Source organism: Mesorhizobium waimense (assembly GCF_003601975.1).
Taxonomy (GTDB): domain Bacteria; phylum Pseudomonadota; class Alphaproteobacteria; order Rhizobiales; family Rhizobiaceae; genus Mesorhizobium; species Mesorhizobium waimense.
On sequence record NZ_QZWZ01000027.1, the window covers coordinates 71,673 to 88,249 of the forward strand.

A 16,577-nucleotide genomic window follows, 5' to 3' on the forward strand; every position below is an offset into this window, starting at 1 on the left:
GGTTCTGCATCAAGCACAATCCGGCTTTGCCAACTGGTCAAAACCGCGCCGGATTGGCACAGTGGGCAAACAGGAGTCCCCAATGACAAGCAACGCGAGACCCAAGCCCTGGACAGAGATGGCGACCCATCTGGTCGATGTCGCCATGGGGCGCAAGCCGGCCGATCTCGTCATTCGCAACGGGCGCTGGGTGAACGTCCACTCGGGCGAGATCATCGCCGGCACCGATATCGCCATTGCCGGCGGCCGCTTTGCCTATTGCGGGCCGAATGCCGGCCACGCGATCGGCCAGGGCACCAAGGTCGTCGATGCCGGCGGGCGCTATCTCGTGCCCGGCCTTTGCGATGCGCATATGCATGTCGAGAGCGGCATGGTGACGGTGACGGAATTCTGCCGCGCCGTCATTCCACACGGCACCACCTCGATGTTCATCGATCCGCATGAGATCGCCAATGTGCTCGGCCTTCCAGGCGTGCGTCTGATGCATGACGAGGCCATCGCCATGCCGATCAACGTGCATGTGCAGATGCCGTCCTGCGTGCCCTCGGCGCCGGGGCTGGAACATGCCGGCGCCGAACTGACAGTCGCCGATGTCGCCGAGGCCATGACATGGGAAAACATCATCGGGCTTGGCGAGGTGATGAATTTTCCCGGTGTCGTCGCCAACGATCCCGTCATGTCGGGCGAGATCGCGGCGACGGTGAAGGCCGGCAAGACGGTCGGCGGGCACTATGCCTCGCGCGACCTCGGCCTGCCTTTCCATGGCTATGTCGCCGGCGGACCGGAGGACGACCACGAGGGTACGCGCGCCGAGGACGCCATTGCTCGCGTGCGCCAGGGCATGAAGGCGATGCTGCGGCTGGGCTCGGCCTGGTACGACGTCGCCTCGCAGATCAAGGCGGTGACGGAAAGCGGGCTCGACCCGCGAAATTTTATCCTGTGTACCGACGACAGTCATTCCGGCACGCTGGTGCAGGAAGGCCATATGGACCGGGTGGTGCGGCACGCCATTCAACAGGGATTGAAGCCGGTGACGGCGATCCAGATGGCAACGCTCAACACCGCCCAGCATTTCAAGCTGGAGCGCGAGCTCGGCTCGATCGCGCCGGGGCGGCTGGCCGACCTGCTGATCGTCTCGGACCTCGCCGCGATGACCATCGACGAGGTCTATGCTCGCGGCGTCCGGCTGGCCAAGGGCGGCAAGCTCGATATCGATATTCCGGCCTATGACTATCCGAAGACGGCGAAGAACACCGTCAAGCTCGGCAAGAAGCTGAAGGCGAAGGATTTCGACGTGGTGGCGCCGAAGGGCGCCAACGAGGTGCGGGTGCGGGTCATCGGCGTCATCGAGAACCAGGCGCCGACGCGGGCGCTGGAAGCCGATCTTCCGGTCGAGGACGGGCTGGTCGCCATGGATCGGCGCAACGATGTCTGCCAGATCGCGCTGGTCGAGCGCCACCGGGGCACCGGCGGCGTCACCAACGCCTTCGTCTCCGGCTTCGGCTATATGGGCGACTGCGCCATGGCCTCCAGCGTCGCGCATGACAGTCATCACATCATCGTCGTCGGCACCAACAAGGAAGACATGGCGCTTGCCGTCAATCGGCTGGGCGAGGTCGGTGGCGGCGTGGTGCTGTTCTCCAAGGGCAAGGAACTGGCACTGGTCGAAATGCCGATCGCCGGCCTGATGTCGGACGAGCGGGCGGAAATTGTCGCGGCCAAGGCGGAGAAACTCACCGAGGCAATGCGCAAGATGGGCTGTTCGCTGAACAACGCCTATATGCAGCACTCGCTGCTGGCGCTGGTAGTGATCCCCGAACTCAGAATCTCCGATGTCGGCCTGGTCGATGTGACGACCTTCCAGAAGGTCGACCTTTTTATCTGAGAACCAGGCGGCGTGCTTTATCCGCCAGTGGCGATGGTCAGCACCTTGAACGGCGTCGTGATGACGATTTCGGCGACCGAGCCGACGGCCTTGCCGAGGCCCTGGCCAAGATTGTTGAGCTGCGTTGGGTCGGGTTCGTCCGAGGCCAGGCCGGCCGGCGTGCGCAGCCGGTCGCCGAGCAGTTGCACCAGCATCGGGTTGTCGGCGAATTTGGCGTGGTTCAGACGGTCGCCGCCCTTGGTCTGGCTGAGGTCGACGACGGACACGCCGTAGCTGGCGAGGTCGGCCGCATTGCCATAGTCGCCGACGCGCGGCTTGTCGCCCGAGATCAGCGATGAAAGCCTGAGAGCCCGATCGTCGGCGGAAAGCAGGATGGCGAATGGCTTGTCGGGCTTGCCGTAGCGGATCATCTGCTTCTTGAACACGTCGACGTCGATATCGGGCGAGGCGAGGATGACGTAGCCCAGCTTGCCGTCGAGGTCGCGGTCGTCGGTGATGGCAAGCTGGCGCAGTGCCTCCATGGTCACCCAGGTTCCCATCGAGTGGGCGATGATGTCGATGCTCTTGACACGGGTCTTGGCCAGCATGCGCAACGTCGCTTCGAGGTCGTCGCGCGCGGCGTTGGCGCTTTCCTTGTCGTAGATATAGCCGGTGGTCTTGCCGCTCGACGCCCAAGAGAACAGCACCGGCGTGCCCGGATACTTCGTGTCGTGAGCGATCTGTGTCAGCCGGTAGATGCCGTCGTCGAAGCCGTTGTTGAAGCCATGCACGAAAACCAGGGCGCGGTCGCCGCGCATGGCGATATCGGCACCGACCGCCTTGCCGAATTGCGACGCGTCCTCATAGTGGACGACGCCGGTCGCGGTGAATTGTTTGGCCGGGTTGCTGTTGGCGGAGCCCTTGGCGCGCTCGATGGCACCGACATGATGGACCTTGGGAACGGTGACGTCGACGCGGGCGTAGCTGGTGGTCAACGAGCGGCCGCCGTCGAACACCTGGCGTGGGTCTTTCGTCGCCTTCTGGCGGGTGGTGGCGACGAAAATCTCATGCGTGGCCGCGATGTCGGAGGCGGGTGCTGCGACCGTCGTCTTGTTGAGCAGGTCGTGCGTGTTCGGGCCGGCGCAGCCTGCGAGAGCGAACGCCACGACAAGGAAGCATTTCGAACGCACGGTCACACGCCGGCTCCCGCTGCTGACGCCATGCTCATGACGTCTGTGCCCATTCGATAAAGGCAGGGTGCAGCCTGGTCCAGTTCAAAGTGATCCGATGGGCGGCAACCGGAGGACAGGTGCTCGAGGAGCCCACCTCATTGCCCGAGCAGGTTGATGCGGTCGGTCACATCGCGATCGCTGGCAAAACCATCGTCCTCGCGCAGCCGCTGGCCGATCATCTTCACCAGCACAGGATTGTCGGCGAACTTCGTGTGGTTGAAGCTGTCAACGCCCTTGACCTTGGAAAGGTCCACGACCGTCACGCCGTAGGAAGCAAGATCGGCAGCATCCTTGTAGTCGCCGACGCGCGGCCGCGAACCGGCAATCAGGCCGGAGAGCCTGAGCGCCCGGTCGTCGTCGGAGAGCAGCAGGATGAACGGCTTGTCCGGCTTGCCGTAGCGGCGCATCTGGCTCTTGAAGACGTCGACATCGATGTCGGGCGAGGCCAGAACGACGTCGCCGAGCTTGCCGCCGAGATCGCGATCGCCGGTGATGGCGAGCTGGCGCAGCGTCTCCATCGTGACCCAGGTTCCCATCGAATGCGCAACGATGTCGATGCGCCGCGCGCCGGTTTGCGCCAGCATCCTCAGCGTCACTTCCAGCTGGTCGCGGGCCGCACTGGCGCTTTCCTTGTCATAGACGTAGTCGGTGGTCTTGGCGCCCGACGCCCAGGAAAACAGAACGGGCGTGCCCGGATAACCGGAATCATGGACGATCTGGGTCAGCCGGTAGACGGCGTCGTCGAAACCGGTGTTGTAGCCGTGGACGAAGACCATGACGCGGCCGCCGCGCGCGGCGATGTCGGCGTTCAGCGCATTGGCGAATTTGGGCTGCGTGTCGTAGCCGACGACCTCGGAGGCCATGAAGTATTTGGTGGGATCGTTCGACTTGCCGCGCGAGCGCCGCTCGATCTGGCCGGTCTGGTGAACCGGCGGGACGGTGACGTTGACGCGGGCATAGTTCAGCGTGGCCGAGCGTTCGCCATCGAACACCTGGTTGGGGTCGTCGGATTTCTTGCGGGTGGTGGTGATGAAGATCGAGTGATTGCCTGCGATCTCGGTAGCCGGCGCGGGCACGACGACGCTGCCGAGAATTTCCTCGGTCTTGCGGCCGCCACAGCCAGCAATCAGCAAGGCAAGGGCAAAGATGCAAATCGTCTTCAAAGGCACTTTTTGAAATTCCACTCCGGCCCAACCTCCGCGACACCTCCCCAGCAGGCGAAGTGCGGCAGAAGTAAGTCGTGTCCAGCGGAAATGTGGTCAGCGCCTCTCGACGGCCATCGCAGTGTTGCGCGAAAGCCAGTACGGCGGCAGGAAGGCCGGAATGTTGGAGAAAGGCAGCACCTCGGACTTCAGCCGGATGCCGAGCACATCCACCATGAACGCGCGGCGCGCCTCTATGCGATGCCAGGCTTCCGGATAGAGCGCCGCGATCTCCTCGCGCAGCGCCTCGTCGGCGAGCGCTATGCCGTCCTCGATGTTGGTGGTGAAATAGTCCGTCCCGGTCGCCGGGATGATATCGACCTGCAGCGCCATGCCCGATTGCAGCTTGACCTGCGAGCCTGAAAATACCGGCGAATGCATCCATTCGTCGATATGGACGAGATGGCCCGGGTTGAGAGTAACGCCGAAGAACGGGTCGCCGATGCGGTCATGCACCACCTTCCACAAGTCGCCGCCGGCAACGCCGATGCCGACCGTCTCATACCAGTCGACGACGGCGGAAAAATACGGCGCCACCAGTTTTTCGACGTAGTCGCGGATGGCCGGCGGCAGATCGGCCGCGCTTTCAGCCAAAAAGCCGGCACGGGCATTGAGCGAGCCCTGGATGCCATAGGCCATGGTGATCGGGTCGCCGCGCTTGATGATGTCGAGGCGAGGGCTCGGCAGGCCATACGACGCTCGTCTGCCGGCCGACAGCATCGGGTGGCAGCACAAGGGCAGCCCGTTGATGCCCATCAGCCGCGCTGCCTGCAATTCGCTCATGCCGGGTTCGATGCTTTTGAGGACGTTGCGCAGGCCTTGCGAGGAAAAGGTCGCGGCGAATTCGAAGGCGGCGAGCTGGTCGGCCTCGTTGATTGCCCGCAGGCCGTCCGCCGGGTTCATCAGCAGATCCGCAGCGTTCAACACCGCGCCCTTGTCACCGGCAAGTGCGCGCAGCGTGTCGGCGATGAAGGAAGGCAGGTCGAGCGCCGTCTCGCCGAAGCCGGCATCGCCGGCGCCGAATGGTTTCCAGCCGATGGCACCGATTTTCTGGCCGGCTTTCAGGCCGCAACCGGCAAGGATGTCGGGCAGTGCGTCGGAGCGGTCGCGCGGCTGCGCCGGTAGCGAGAAGGTCTGGTAGAGGACACGTTTATAGGGCCCGTCGCAGATCTCGGCGTAGCCCCAACCTTCATTGCCGACCAGCAGTTTCGGCTCTCTGCCGGGAACGACGACCAGCAGGGTCTCCTCGAAGCGGGGATCGTAGCCTGACAGATAGGCGACATTGGCGGCATGCTCGCGGTCGCCATAGACGACGAAGGCATCGAAGCCCGCCCTTGAGCCGCGCGCCACAAGTGCCGCGATGCGTGCCTCGTGGGTGGCGCGCGGGACGAGCGGCATCACGGTCGGCTCGCCGAATTCCGGCAACGACATGGCTTTCAGGGCGACGGCCGAAACGGACATGGATGGCTCCAATGGATTTCTGCTGGCGCGTTAAGGCGGCCGCACGGCATCGGTGGCCGCAAACAGGGATTTGTGCAATAGGCTTCGCGTTCGAACCATTCGATCCAGAGGTGACGGCGCCATGAACAGTTTCTCCTCCCGCGTCGCCGCCGCCGCTGTCGCGATCCGCCAGATCTTTCCGGAAACGCCGCTGCAGGAGAACGATTATCTGTCGAAGAAGACCGGCGCGCGGGTGCTCTTGAAGCGCGAGGACCTGACCCCGGTGCGCTCCTACAAGATCCGCGGCGCCTTCACCTTTTTCCGCAAGGCGCTCGCCGCCGGCAATGATGCCGAGCTTTTCGTCTGCGCCTCGGCCGGCAACCATGCGCAGGGCTTTGCCTTTGTCTGCCGCCATTTCGGCAAGAAGGGCGTGGTGTTCATGCCGGTGACGACGCCGCAGCAGAAGATCGACAAGACGCGGCTATTCGGCGGCGACTTCGTCGAGATCAGGCTGGTCGGCGATTTCTTCGACGACTGCTACCGCGCCGCCTTCGAATTCACCGAAAGCGCCGGCGCGCATATGGTGCCGCCCTTCGACCACAAGGACATCATCGAGGGGCAGGCGACTGTCGCTTACGAGATCGCCGACCAGATGCCTGGCGCGCGCATGCCCGACATCATCATGCTGCCGGTTGGCGGCGGCGGTCTGGCAGCTGGCGTCACGCATTACTTCGCCGACCAGAACCGCGACACGCGCTTCGTGTTCTGCGAGCCGGCCGGAGCGCCAAGTCTGAGCGAGAGCCTCTCCACTGGGAAGCGGATCAAGCTCGCCAAGGTCGACAATTTCGTCGACGGCGCCGCGGTGGCCGAGATCGGCCGCGAGCCGCTGCGCCAGCTCAAGGAGTTTGCCGCCGATGCGGTGCGGCTGATACCGGAAAACCGGCTCTGCGCGACGATGATCGAAATGCTCAACGTCGAAGGCGTGGTCCTGGAGCCGGCCGGCGCGCTGGCGATCGATGCGCTCAAGGATTTTTCGAGGAAGGAGATCAGGGGCAAGACCATTGTCGCGGTGGTCTCGGGCGGCAATTTCGACTTCGAGCGGCTGCCCGATGTGAAAGAGCGAGCGCTGCGCTTCGAAGGGCTGAAGAAATACTTCATCATCCGTTTTCCGCAGCGGCCGGGCGCGCTGCGCGACTTCCTCGAAATGCTCGGGCCCGACGACGACATCGCCCGCTTCGAATATCTGAAGAAATCGGCGCGCAATTTCGGTTCGGTGCTGATCGGCATCGAGACCAAGGACCGTCGCAATTTCGATTTGCTCAAGGCCAATTTCGACGCCGAGGGCGTCCAGTATCAGGACATCACCGATAACGAGGCGCTTGCCGGGTTCATCATATGAGTGGGCCAGAATGAGCGAAAAAGGGACGATTTTCGTCGCGCTGTTTTCCGGCATCAATGTCGGTGGCAACCGCATCGTTAAGATGGCCGAGCTGCGGACTTTCTTCGAGGAACTCGGCTTTTCCAGTGTCGCCACCTATGTGCAGAGCGGCAACGCCGTCTTCCGGGCGAAGAAGGCCGACGCAGCCAGCCTGACCAAACAGTTGGAAGCAGCCTTCGAGAAGAAATGGGGCTTTTACTCGCGCATCATGGTGCGCGACCTCGGCTGGTTCGAGCGGCTGGTGAAGGAAAATCCCTATCCGGAAGTCGCTGGCGATCCGACGAAGCTTCATGCCTATGTGCTGGAGCGCGAGCCGACCGCCGAGGAGATTGCGCGGCTCGCTGAAAAATGCACAGGCCCGGAAAGCTTCGAGGTCAATGGCGATGTGCTCTACCTGCACGCTCCGGACGGACTCGGCAAATCGGTGTTCGCCAATCTGATCCCACGCGTGCTGAAGGTGCCCGGTACCGCACGCAACTGGCGTTCGGTGCTGGCGCTGCTGGAGCTGGCCGCGCGGGGCGGCTGATCAATTTCGCCTAGGCCGCCGGAGCCTGTTTCCAGTCGAAGGTCAGTTCCTCGCGGAAAGCGAAGCGCTTGATGTGGTCGGCGACGACCGCTTCCAGGCGCTCGAGCGAGCCGGCCTCATCCGATGTCACCGCGATGTGGAGGGCGGTTGCATCGGCGTCCATGACGGTGCGGCCCATGGAGAGATCGATGGTGCCGTGGGTCGGGTCGAACTCGACGGGGAATTTGTGCGACCAATGTTTGCAAAGCTGCTGCAGGTAACGGCTGGCATGTTCGGTGGAGACATCGGCGCGGCTGGTCGGCATGAAATAGCATCTCCTGAAGGGCTGGCACCCATTGCTTGATATCGCGCCAGCCTTGCAGAGCTGGCGTGATAGCCGGGTAGATAGGTGTCGTCATGCCAAACGGCAAAGACCGCCGGGCGTCTCGGTCCGGCGGTACTGCTCAAGATAACGTGATTGGCTACCAGCTTCCGGTGTTCGGCATCGAAGTCCAGGGCTCGGCCTTGGCCTTGGCTGGGCCTTTCTGCAGGAGCTCGATCGAGATGCCGTCCGGCGAGCGGATGAAGGCCATGTTGCCGTCGCGCGGCGGCCGGTTGATGGTGACGCCATTGTCCATCAGGTGCTGGCAGGTGGCGTAGATGTCGTCGACCTCGTAGGCGAGGTGGCCGAAATTGCGACCGCCCTTGTAGTCTTCCGGATCCCAATTGTAGGTCAGTTCGATCAGCGGCGCCTTGTCGGTAATGCCGCTCTGCTCGTCCTCGGACGCGGCAAGGAAGATCAGCGTGAAGCGTCCCTGCTCGTTTTCGTAGCGGCGCACTTTCTTCAAGCCGAGCTTGTTGCAGTAGAAATCGAGCGATGCATCGACGTCGGCGACGCGAACCATGGTGTGCAGATAGCGCATGTGATTTCCTCGATATGTTGGGGTGCGGCGCAACATAGGGGCCACCCGGCCAAAGGGCAATTGCCGTATCCGGACGCGCCGGCAAACGACAAATCCGGTTTTCCTGTATTGAACCGTGAAAAAAGGCACGTCAGGCCTTGCACAGACCGGAATCCCCAGTGTTAATCTGATGTCAAGAATCAGTTGTGGTGTTCTTGAAAAAAGGGGGCGTTCTTATGGGGGAAAAGGCCTCTTTCACGGGGCGGGACGGAAGCCTTGACGACGCCTTGACGCGAGACAGTGGTGGCGACACCGCCGATCTTGTCGAAATTGCCGGTGCCATCAAGTGGTTTGACGTGGCCAAGGGCTACGGTTTCATTCTTCCGGATGATGGAACCTCCGGCGACATCCTCCTCCATGTGACATGCCTTCGAAAGGACGGGTTCCAGACTGCTCTGGAAGGCGCGCGCGTTGTCTGCCTCGTCAAGCAGGGCGAGCGCGGCCTGCAGGCCTTCCGGGTGCTATCCATGGATGCCAGCACGGCGGTCCATCCGGCGGAGATGCAGGAGCAGCGCACCCACATCACGGTGACGCCGGAAAGCGGCCTTGAGCGGGCGCTGGTCAAATGGTTCAACCGCACCAAGGGATTCGGTTTCCTGACCCGCGGCGAGGGCACCGAGGACATTTTTGTCCATATGGAGACGTTGCGCCGCTATGGCATCACCGAGCTCCGGCCCGGTCAGGTCGTTCTGGTCCGCTTCGGTCGTGGCGACAAAGGCCTTATGGCCGCCGAAATCCACCCGGATGTGGGCACGTTGCCGGTCTCGCACTAGAGCCTGACCCATCCCGACTGAATCGGGATGGGTCAGGCTCTATCTTTTACTTGACCATCACCTTTTCCGAACCGAAGGTTCCGGACTATAGGCCGGGGACGACTTCCGGCCGAGGAAAATGAATGGCTCCCAGGAACTGGCTGACAGCGGGCGCAGTCTGCGCCGCCTTGGCTTTCGCCGCCGCAGCGAGCGCCTATTTCTATTCTCAGCAGCCGACGTCGGCGGACGGCCAGGCAATGATCCTGCCCGTCGATCCGACGCCGCTTGTCGCAGTGACGAAGTCGGGCGAGCGTTCCTTTTCCATTGAAATCGCCGACACGTCCGACGAACGCGAGGCCGGCCTGATGTTCCGCAACGACATGGCCGACGACCACGGCATGCTGTTCGTGTTCGAGAGCTCCGGGCCGCTGACCTTCTGGATGAAGAACACACCAATGCCGCTCGACCTGATCTTTGTCGGCCAGGACGGCAAGGTCCGCTCGATCAAGCGAGGCGAACCGGAATCCGAGGCGATCATCTCGTCCGGCCTGCCGGTGCGCTTCGTGCTCGAACTGAAGGCGGGCACCGCCGCCAGGGACGGCATCGCGTATGGCGACCTGCTGCGTCACCCGGCAATCGGCAGCGAACCCGGGTCCGCAATGCCGCCGGCAGACAAGGGCGACGCGCCGAACGTCCATCTCAACTGAGCATTTCCGGACTTGCCGATGCAATTTCTCTCCCATGACGGCCTCGATCTTGCGTACCTCGATCGCCAGCCGGCGTCGGGCCATGGCGATCCGGTGCTGATGATCCACGGCTTTGCCTCCAGCCACTATGTCAACTGGGTGTCGCCCGGCTGGTTCAAGACGCTGAACGATGCCGGCTACCGCGCCATCGCTTTCGACAATCGCGGTCACGGCTCGTCGTCGAAGAGCTACAATGAAGCAGACTATACGCCCGCGAAAATGGCCTCGGACGGGGCGGCGCTGCTTGATCATCTCGGCATCGAGCGCGCGCATGTCATGGGCTATTCGATGGGCGCGCGTATTTCGGCATTTCTGGCCTTGTCCGACCCGGACAAAGTGGCGACGCTGGTGTTCGGCGGTCTCGGCATCGGCATGGTCGACGGTGTCGGCGACTGGGATCCGATCGCCGAAGCACTGCTTGCCGACGATCCTGATGCAACGACCCATCCACGTGGCCGCTCGTTTCGCGCCTTTGCCGACCAGACGCGCAGCGACCGCCGCGCGCTGGCCGCCTGCATTGCCACGTCACGCGAATTGCTCAGCGAGGACGACATGGCGCGCATTGCCCAGCCGACCCTGATCGCCGTTGGAACGAAGGACGACATTGGCGGTTCACCGGATGAACTGGCGGCGCTGATGCCGAACGCCAGGGCTTTTCACATCGAGGGCCGCGACCATATGCTGGCCGTCGGCGACAAGAGCTTCAAGCAGCGCGTGCTGGAGTTCTACGCCGAAAACCCGCTTTGAAGCAGCGGCAACCTCGATGTCATCCGGCGCTGCAATCTGGCGCCGCACCTTTCAGCCTCGAACCCGAATTGCCATGGTCGACCTTCTCGTCACCTATATGGAGATGACCGCGCCGCCGTCCGGCGACGCCTTTGCGGCTCCTGCGCCGGGTGCGATGGTCGCGCGCGAAACGCTCGATATCGACGGCTATGTCAGCCTCTACCGTGCCGTCGGCGAGCCTGTGCAGTGGGATCAACGGCTGCGTATGGGCTCGGGCGAACTCGAACGGCTGCTCGCCCTTGCATCGACGCATACCCATGTCCTGCGTGTGGATGGCGAGGCCGCCGGTCTGTGCGAATTCAACGGCGTTGGCCAGGCGGAGGTCGAGCTGACCCATTTCGGGCTCATCCCTGCTTTCCAGGGCGGCAAGCTCGGTCCGTTTCTGCTTGACCGGTCGCTTCGCGCCGCCTGGTCGCATCGGCCTAGGAGGCTTTGGCTGCACACCGACACCTACGACCATCCCGGAGCGCAGTCGGTCTACAGGCGCGCCGGCTTCAAACCCTATGCGCAGCTCATGGAGACGTTTCCTGATTAGGCTGCGAGCGCCGCGATCGACCGCGCCATATTGCGCCGGGCCTGCGGTTCGAACCGCTGCCGGAATTCCTCAGTGTGATAGAGATGCGGGCGGGAGAGGAAAGTCTTCAGGACCGCGCCACGGCCGGCGCGCCACATCGGCTCCTCGACCCAGCCATATTCGCGGCGCACCGCCTGTTCATAGGCGTCGAACGCCTCCGGTGCGGCACCGAGGATCGAAAGGTCCATGTCGAGGAAAAGTGCTGCGTCGCGGATGAAGTGCTCGTTGCCAAGCCGTTGAAGGCTGGGCAGTTCGTGCGTGGCGGTGGCGACGATCATTGCGGCGATGCGGCCCAGACGCTCCGCATCGGTGCGGCCTGCGAGCTTCTCCTCGGCAAGCGCTGCACTCCTGGCCTCATTGTCCTTGGCCCGGCTGTCATAGATGGCATCATGGAACCAGATCGCCGCTTCGACGGCCTCGGGGTCGTGCAGCGAGGCGCGATAGTCCTTGGCCAACGCCAGCATCGCTTCGATATGGGCGAGCTTGTGGTAGTGCCGATCCGGCGCCTGGTAGAGCGGGGAAAGCTCGCGTTTCAGCGGCTCGTCGATCAAGGGTTCGTTTTCCATGGCTGCTTGATTTTCCATGAAACCAAATCCATTTGACAGAGCACTAAGGAAAATTGAGTTCAATCCTGCTACGATCTGGCTTATATGTGCGGCCGGAGAATAGCCCGGCAGGCCGGAGACCGTCGATGAACAGCATTACGATTGCCCGTCCCAGTGTGGTGCAGCCGGTCGATCCGATCTGGCGCTCGATCCGCGATGAGGCAATGGAGGCGGTCAACCGCGATCCGCTGCTGGCGGCGTTCCTCTATTCCACCATCCTCAACCAGGAAAGCCTGGAAGAAGCGGTCATCCACCGGCTGGCCGAGCGCCTCGACCATCAGGACGTCGGTTCCGACCTCATCCGCCAAACCTTCAAATCGATGCTGGCCGACGACAAGGACTGGCCGACGACGGTGCGCGTCGACATCCAGGCCTATTACGATCGCGATCCGGCCTGCGACCGCTTCATCATGCCGGTGCTCTATTTCAAGGGCTTCCATGCCATCCAGACTCACAGGCTGGCGCATTGGCTGTGGAACCAGGGCCGCAGGGATTTCGCGCTCTATTTGCAGAGCCGCTCGTCCTCGGTGTTCCAGACCGACATCAATCCGGCCGCCCGCATCGGCAAAGGCATCTTCATCGATCATGCCACCGGCCTCGTCGTCGGCGAGACCGCGGTGATCGAGGACGACGTGTCGATCCTGCACGGCGTGACGCTGGGCGGCACCGGCAAGGCCGGTGGCGACCGTCATCCGAAGATCCGCCGTGGCGTGCTGATCGGCGCCGGCGCCAAGATCCTCGGCAACATCGAGGTCGGCCATTGCTCGAAGATCGCCGCCGGCTCGGTGGTGCTGTCGCCAGTGCCGCACAACAAGACGGTTGCCGGCGTGCCGGCGCGCGTTGTCGGCGAGACCGGTTGCGACCAGCCTTCGCGGCAGATGGACCAGCTTCTGCCGTCGCAGACGATGGATCACGTCGTCAGCTTCGACATCTGATTTTCGCGTCCGAGCGGGCAGCCGGATTCCGGGTGCCTGCTTCGGCCGCTCAGTTCCGGCGTCATATCCCTACGGCTTGCCTTTACATCGCCATCGTCTGCGTGTCAGAAGCGCCTTCAAACTCGCAAGCCCGACGATCGGAGAAGACTTTTGAAGCCGGACGAAATCAGAAAGCTGGACGCCTATTTCAAGCGCGTCTTCCAGAATCCCAAACTCCAGGTGAAGGCGCGTCCGCGCAAGGAGGATTCGGCCGAGGTCTATGTCGGCGACGAGTTCCTCGGCATCGTCTTCAAGGACGAGGACGACGGCGACTATAATTTCTCGATGGCGATCCTCGACATCGATCTGGCCTGAGCCGGAATTCGCGGCTGGCCGGTGCCGCAGCGATGCGGTCCAGCCAGCCGTTTGCATTTTGGGGCCTTAGCGCCCTGTCTTCAGCGCATGCGCGGTCTGGGCGGCAATCGCGGCGTCAAGCGCCTGCCAGTCGCCGAGAAATTCGCGGGGAAAGCGGTAGGCGAGGCTGAGGCCGTCGCCGACATGGATATCGCGCTCGCAGGGCGCCAGCGATTCCTCGGCAGTCGGTCCGCTAAGGCAACGCGCGACGAACGGGTCCTTGCCTGGGCGCTTGGCGACCGCAAGCACCTCGTTGAGGTAGCCTGATTTTTCGGTAAAGCGATAAAGCGTCGTGCCGCCTGGTCCCACTGTGCCCGGCTGAGCGATCAAGGCACTGTAGATTGGGGCGAAGCGGCGGCTCATGTCGCGCGACATCATCTGCTGCTCGAACGACAGGAAGATGATGTCCCTGCTCGATCCGGTGTGATTGAAGTCGTCACGCGCGGCGGCACTGTAACCGTCCATCTCGGGATAGCGCAGATAGAGGTCGAGCCGCGAGGCGATGCCGTCGCGCCGCGCCTGCTCGAACCGGATCATGTTTGCCGGCACGGCGATGACATTGTTGCCGATCACCACCTCGTGGATCGTCGTGTCGTCGGTGTAGCCGGCCATGGCGATCGAGCGGCCAAGCCATTTGCCGCCCAGGCTGATCACCACCGACAGCAGAGCCAGCGCCGCGAAGATATAGAACACCCGCTTCATCAGCGTGGAATCGACGATGTCGAATTCCGGACCGTTCGCGGCCGCCGTCTGCTTCATAGCAATCCCCGATGTCGGCCGCCCATAACTCCCGGAGGTGTCCTGGGGCGGCACACATGGCGCGGCATGGCTTTTGCAGCGCCCGTTTCGGAATCGACTGTGCGATTTCATGGTAAACGGGAGGTAAAGATGGGCCCTGTCGAACTCGTTCTGTTTGCTTTTGCCGTCGGCCTGACCGCATGCGGCCTGGCGGGATCTGCGATGGAGCTGATGTCGGGTCATCGGCTTGCCTTTGCCGAACCCTATGTTTCGCCAACGCATGTCCTGCGCTCACTAGCCGCGACGGCATGCGCCGGGCCGTTCATGCTCGTCAACGTAGCTATGGATGCCCGCAGGCAAGGCCGCATCTCGATGCTGGCGCTGATCTCCTGCGGCTGCACCGCGGTCGCCTGGGCGCTGGCGCTGGGCGTTGTGCTGATCGCCATTGCGTCATGGGCGAACACTCCCCTGGAGCAGTTCCGCTTTTGATGGAATCGCTGCCGCGCTAGGCACCTCTCCTGGAATTGCTTAGTCTCGATCGACTATGCGGCTTGAGACGAATCGGAGACGAGATGCCGGCCTATGCGATCGATGGCAAAGCACCCAGCTTCGAGGACGCCGACAGCAACTGGATCGCGCCGGACGCGACGCTGATCGGTGACATCAGGGTCGGCCGCAATGCCGGCTTCTGGTTCGGCGTCGTCATCCGCGGCGACAATGAGCCGATCGTTATCGGCGCCGACTCGAATGTGCAGGAACATACGTTCATGCACACCGATCCAGGTTTTCCGCTGACGATCGGCGAGGGCTGCACGATCGGCCACCGCGCGCTGCTGCATGGCTGCACGATCGGCGACAACAGCCTGATCGGCATGGGTGCGATCGTGCTCAATGGGGCGAGGATCGGCAGGAATTCGCTGGTTGGCGCCGGCGCCCTGGTGACAGAAGGCAAGGAATTCCCGGACAATTCGCTGATCGTCGGCTCGCCTGCGCGCGTGGTGAGGGAACTCGACGAAACGGCGGTCGCCAGGCTGCGCGGCTCGGCCGCGCACTATGTCGCCAACGGCAAGCGGTTCAAGGCAGGGCTGAAGAAAGTCTGAGCTATCGGCGCTGCCCGGCCCGTTCACTGTTCATCCGATCCGCGCGTGCCCATAGCCTCGCGCAGCAACGACGCGCCGGCTTCGAAGCCGGCGGTCTCGGCTTCCTCGGCGGCGGTTGTATAGTCGTCGATGCGGGTTTTGAGCGATGGGTCGGCGCCCGCCGCCAGAAGCAGGCGGATCGCTTCGGCGTCACGCATGGCCACCGCATAGTGGAGCGGCGTCCAATCGTTCACGCCCCGCATAGCGGGATCCGCGCCGTGATTGAGCAGGATGCGGATGATTTCGAGCTTGTCCGTCCGCTCGGTGGACAGTGCCGCGATGATCGAAGGAAATCCGGCGTGGTCCTCGTAGTTCGGATTCGAACCCGCATCTAGCAAGGTCGAGATGAAGGCGCCGGGACTCCAGTAGATCGCATATTCCAGCGGATGGCCGAGGCCGAGCTCGAACGGCATCGGCTCGTCGTACCAGCGCGGCGAGCCGCCCAGGGCGCTGCCTAGGGCCCCGAAGTCACCGGCCTTGAAGGCATCGTCGATGGCCTTGAACAGCCTGTGGCGCTCGCATCGGTCTTCCGGGATTTCCAGCATGACGGCGATCCCGAGGTGGCGTTGATCGCCCATACTGCAGCGATCAATCGCCCTTGGAAAGCCGGCGGGGGCTGCGATTTCGACAATGGTGGTACAAAGGCGGATGCCATCTTCCGGCTGCTGTTCGTTTCCGGACATGTCGCTGGTACTCAGCCGGCGACAACGTCTTACGCATTCGATGGCGGGTTTGATTGCAAAACTGGCATGCAGCAACAAGGTTGTCGCACCGGTCATCGCCACCGTTCATCCGCGGCTTCAGATGCTCCACGGTGCAGCGGAAGCGGTTCAGCGATCCAGGGATACTATAGCGCTCTGAAAATTCTGTTGGGTCGCGGTCCCACATAGGAAACCCGCAATAGAAGCATCGCCCGCTCTGATTATTGGCGAGTGCAATTCTGAATTTTGCCAGTTTTTTGATCTGTTCATTTTACACATCCTTGCTTCATCAACGTGAAGCGGATGTGCAGCAACCCTTAGCAGTTGCCCCTCATTCGGAAGGGAATCCCTCGCACTAGACGACACCGACAAGAGTGTCACTCCGCAGTATCTAACGGCAGATGCCGATTCTCGAATCAACATCCATACAGTCGTCGATACCAGCTCCCAGACGGCAAAAAACCATCTCCGCACTTGCAGTGCTTCTAATACTTCAGAAATGAACGAGGTGCAAAGAAATGGCGGAGCCGGCCCGGGGACGGGGCCGGCTCCTAAAACCCGGTCG

20 protein-coding genes are annotated in these 16,577 nt (G+C 62.7%); 11 read left to right on the forward strand and 9 right to left on the reverse strand.

Annotation, left to right across the window (positions count from 1 at the left end; genetic code table 11):
* The first annotated feature begins 82 nt into the window (after positions 1–82).
* Positions 83–1,885, forward strand: coding sequence for an adenine deaminase (ade, locus tag D3227_RS27335; RefSeq protein WP_120017367.1), 1,803 nt, complete (start codon positions 83–85; stop codon positions 1,883–1,885).
* Between the two features lie 17 nt (positions 1,886–1,902).
* Here ade and D3227_RS27340 read toward each other — a convergent pair whose 3' ends face one another.
* The 3 genes from D3227_RS27340 to D3227_RS27350 form a co-directional block, all read right to left on the reverse strand.
* Positions 1,903–3,060 (reverse strand): alpha/beta hydrolase, encoded by a 1,158-nt coding sequence (locus D3227_RS27340; protein WP_120017368.1) that lies wholly within the window; start codon positions 3,058–3,060, stop codon positions 1,903–1,905.
* A 131-nt stretch (positions 3,061–3,191) separates the two neighbouring features.
* Complete coding sequence (locus tag D3227_RS27345; RefSeq protein ID WP_120017369.1) at positions 3,192–4,265, reverse strand: alpha/beta hydrolase; 1,074 nt, start codon at positions 4,263–4,265, stop codon at positions 3,192–3,194.
* Between the two features lie 90 nt (positions 4,266–4,355).
* Positions 4,356–5,759 carry an aminopeptidase P family N-terminal domain-containing protein gene (locus D3227_RS27350; protein WP_120017370.1) on the reverse strand — a complete coding sequence of 468 codons (1,404 nt, stop codon included), beginning with the start codon at positions 5,757–5,759 and terminating at the stop codon, positions 4,356–4,358.
* A gap of 121 nt (positions 5,760–5,880) precedes the next feature.
* Here D3227_RS27350 and ilvA point away from each other — a divergent pair, with 121 nt between their 5' ends.
* Both ilvA and D3227_RS27360 read left to right on the forward strand, forming a co-directional pair.
* The gene (gene ilvA / locus D3227_RS27355; RefSeq protein WP_120017371.1) at positions 5,881–7,137 is read left to right on the forward strand and encodes a threonine ammonia-lyase IlvA; all 1,257 of its coding nucleotides are present in this window, start codon (positions 5,881–5,883) and stop codon (positions 7,135–7,137) included.
* A gap of 10 nt (positions 7,138–7,147) precedes the next feature.
* Positions 7,148–7,702, forward strand: coding sequence for a DUF1697 domain-containing protein (locus D3227_RS27360; RefSeq protein ID WP_120017372.1), 555 nt, complete (start codon positions 7,148–7,150; stop codon positions 7,700–7,702).
* Positions 7,703–7,712: 10 nt separating this feature from the next.
* Here the strand turns inward: D3227_RS27360 and D3227_RS27365 are convergent, their stop codons facing one another.
* Positions 7,713–8,006, reverse strand: coding sequence for a DUF2218 domain-containing protein (locus tag D3227_RS27365; protein WP_120017373.1), 294 nt, complete (start codon positions 8,004–8,006; stop codon positions 7,713–7,715).
* 157 nt (positions 8,007–8,163) lie between these two features.
* The gene (gene gloA / locus D3227_RS27370) at positions 8,164–8,604 is read right to left on the reverse strand and encodes a lactoylglutathione lyase (protein ID WP_120017374.1); all 441 of its coding nucleotides are present in this window, start codon (positions 8,602–8,604) and stop codon (positions 8,164–8,166) included.
* A gap of 215 nt (positions 8,605–8,819) precedes the next feature.
* Between gloA and D3227_RS27375 the strand changes: the two genes are divergently transcribed.
* The 4 genes from D3227_RS27375 (at position 8,820) to D3227_RS27390 (ending at position 11,462) form a co-directional block, all read left to right on the forward strand.
* Positions 8,820–9,416 carry a cold-shock protein gene (locus tag D3227_RS27375; RefSeq protein ID WP_120017375.1) on the forward strand — a complete coding sequence of 199 codons (597 nt, stop codon included), beginning with the start codon at positions 8,820–8,822 and terminating at the stop codon, positions 9,414–9,416.
* A 122-nt stretch (positions 9,417–9,538) separates the two neighbouring features.
* Positions 9,539–10,102 carry a DUF192 domain-containing protein gene (locus tag D3227_RS27380; RefSeq protein ID WP_120017376.1) on the forward strand — a complete coding sequence of 188 codons (564 nt, stop codon included), beginning with the start codon at positions 9,539–9,541 and terminating at the stop codon, positions 10,100–10,102.
* Positions 10,103–10,120: 18 nt separating this feature from the next.
* Positions 10,121–10,888 (forward strand): alpha/beta fold hydrolase, encoded by a 768-nt coding sequence (locus D3227_RS27385; RefSeq protein WP_120017377.1) that lies wholly within the window; start codon positions 10,121–10,123, stop codon positions 10,886–10,888.
* A gap of 73 nt (positions 10,889–10,961) precedes the next feature.
* Positions 10,962–11,462, forward strand: a complete 501-nt coding sequence (locus D3227_RS27390; RefSeq protein WP_120017378.1) for a GNAT family N-acetyltransferase — start codon at positions 10,962–10,964, stop codon at positions 11,460–11,462.
* On the opposite strand, the gene D3227_RS27395 is transcribed toward D3227_RS27390, so the two are convergent.
* The gene (locus D3227_RS27395; RefSeq protein WP_120017394.1) at positions 11,459–12,067 is read right to left on the reverse strand and encodes an HD domain-containing protein; all 609 of its coding nucleotides are present in this window, start codon (positions 12,065–12,067) and stop codon (positions 11,459–11,461) included. The genes D3227_RS27390 and D3227_RS27395 overlap by 4 nt on opposite strands.
* Positions 12,068–12,192: 125 nt before the next feature.
* Here D3227_RS27395 and cysE point away from each other — a divergent pair, with 125 nt between their 5' ends.
* Together cysE and D3227_RS27405 are read left to right on the forward strand one after the other, a co-directional pair.
* Positions 12,193–13,041 (forward strand): serine O-acetyltransferase, encoded by an 849-nt coding sequence (gene cysE, locus D3227_RS27400; protein ID WP_006200853.1) that lies wholly within the window; start codon positions 12,193–12,195, stop codon positions 13,039–13,041.
* A 150-nt stretch (positions 13,042–13,191) separates the two neighbouring features.
* Positions 13,192–13,395, forward strand: a complete 204-nt coding sequence (locus D3227_RS27405; protein ID WP_027166457.1) for a DUF3126 family protein — start codon at positions 13,192–13,194, stop codon at positions 13,393–13,395.
* A gap of 66 nt (positions 13,396–13,461) precedes the next feature.
* Here D3227_RS27405 and D3227_RS27410 read toward each other — a convergent pair whose 3' ends face one another.
* Entirely contained in the window at positions 13,462–14,193 is a 732-nt protein-coding gene (locus D3227_RS27410; RefSeq protein WP_120017379.1) for a hypothetical protein, read from the reverse strand.
* Between the two features lie 129 nt (positions 14,194–14,322).
* On the opposite strand from D3227_RS27410, the gene D3227_RS27415 reads away from it, so the two are divergent.
* Positions 14,323–14,661: a DUF6949 family protein gene (locus tag D3227_RS27415; RefSeq protein WP_120017380.1), complete on the forward strand. Its 339-nt coding sequence runs from the start codon at positions 14,323–14,325 to the stop codon at positions 14,659–14,661.
* 83 nt (positions 14,662–14,744) lie between these two features.
* Positions 14,745–15,272, forward strand: a complete 528-nt coding sequence (locus D3227_RS27420) for a gamma carbonic anhydrase family protein (RefSeq protein WP_120017381.1) — start codon at positions 14,745–14,747, stop codon at positions 15,270–15,272.
* A 23-nt stretch (positions 15,273–15,295) separates the two neighbouring features.
* Here D3227_RS27420 and D3227_RS27425 read toward each other — a convergent pair whose 3' ends face one another.
* Positions 15,296–15,994: an ankyrin repeat domain-containing protein gene (locus D3227_RS27425; protein ID WP_425374556.1), complete on the reverse strand. Its 699-nt coding sequence runs from the start codon at positions 15,992–15,994 to the stop codon at positions 15,296–15,298.
* The gene (locus tag D3227_RS44390) at positions 15,900–16,199 is read right to left on the reverse strand and encodes an HNH endonuclease (protein WP_120017382.1); all 300 of its coding nucleotides are present in this window, start codon (positions 16,197–16,199) and stop codon (positions 15,900–15,902) included. The genes D3227_RS27425 and D3227_RS44390 overlap by 95 nt, the downstream gene beginning before the upstream one ends.
* Between the last annotated feature and the right edge of the window lie 378 nt (positions 16,200–16,577).

Bases quoted from the DNA above. Each gene is read 5' to 3' on its own strand.
- D3227_RS27375 (WP_120017375.1), top strand. From the start codon at position 8,820: ATGGGGGAAAAGGCCTCTTTCACGGGGCGGGACGGAAGCCTTGACGAC.
- D3227_RS27410 (WP_120017379.1), bottom strand. From the start codon at position 14,193: ATGAAGCAGACGGCGGCCGCGAACGGTCCGGAATTCGACATCGTCGAT.
- gloA (WP_120017374.1), bottom strand. From the start codon at position 8,604: ATGCGCTATCTGCACACCATGGTTCGCGTCGCCGACGTCGATGCATCG.
- D3227_RS27425 (WP_425374556.1), bottom strand. From the start codon at position 15,994: ATGTCCGGAAACGAACAGCAGCCGGAAGATGGCATCCGCCTTTGTACC.
- D3227_RS27390 (WP_120017378.1), top strand. From the start codon at position 10,962: ATGGTCGACCTTCTCGTCACCTATATGGAGATGACCGCGCCGCCGTCC.
- D3227_RS44390 (WP_120017382.1), bottom strand. From the start codon at position 16,199: ATGTGGGACCGCGACCCAACAGAATTTTCAGAGCGCTATAGTATCCCT.
- D3227_RS27365 (WP_120017373.1), bottom strand. From the start codon at position 8,006: ATGCCGACCAGCCGCGCCGATGTCTCCACCGAACATGCCAGCCGTTAC.
- D3227_RS27420 (WP_120017381.1), top strand. From the start codon at position 14,745: ATGCCGGCCTATGCGATCGATGGCAAAGCACCCAGCTTCGAGGACGCC.
- ilvA (WP_120017371.1), top strand. From the start codon at position 5,881: ATGAACAGTTTCTCCTCCCGCGTCGCCGCCGCCGCTGTCGCGATCCGC.
- ade (WP_120017367.1), top strand. From the start codon at position 83: ATGACAAGCAACGCGAGACCCAAGCCCTGGACAGAGATGGCGACCCAT.
- D3227_RS27350 (WP_120017370.1), bottom strand. From the start codon at position 5,759: ATGTCCGTTTCGGCCGTCGCCCTGAAAGCCATGTCGTTGCCGGAATTC.
- D3227_RS27380 (WP_120017376.1), top strand. From the start codon at position 9,539: ATGGCTCCCAGGAACTGGCTGACAGCGGGCGCAGTCTGCGCCGCCTTG.
- cysE (WP_006200853.1), top strand. From the start codon at position 12,193: ATGAACAGCATTACGATTGCCCGTCCCAGTGTGGTGCAGCCGGTCGAT.
- D3227_RS27395 (WP_120017394.1), bottom strand. From the start codon at position 12,067: ATGGAAAACGAACCCTTGATCGACGAGCCGCTGAAACGCGAGCTTTCC.
- D3227_RS27385 (WP_120017377.1), top strand. From the start codon at position 10,121: ATGCAATTTCTCTCCCATGACGGCCTCGATCTTGCGTACCTCGATCGC.
- D3227_RS27360 (WP_120017372.1), top strand. From the start codon at position 7,148: ATGAGCGAAAAAGGGACGATTTTCGTCGCGCTGTTTTCCGGCATCAAT.
- D3227_RS27415 (WP_120017380.1), top strand. From the start codon at position 14,323: ATGGGCCCTGTCGAACTCGTTCTGTTTGCTTTTGCCGTCGGCCTGACC.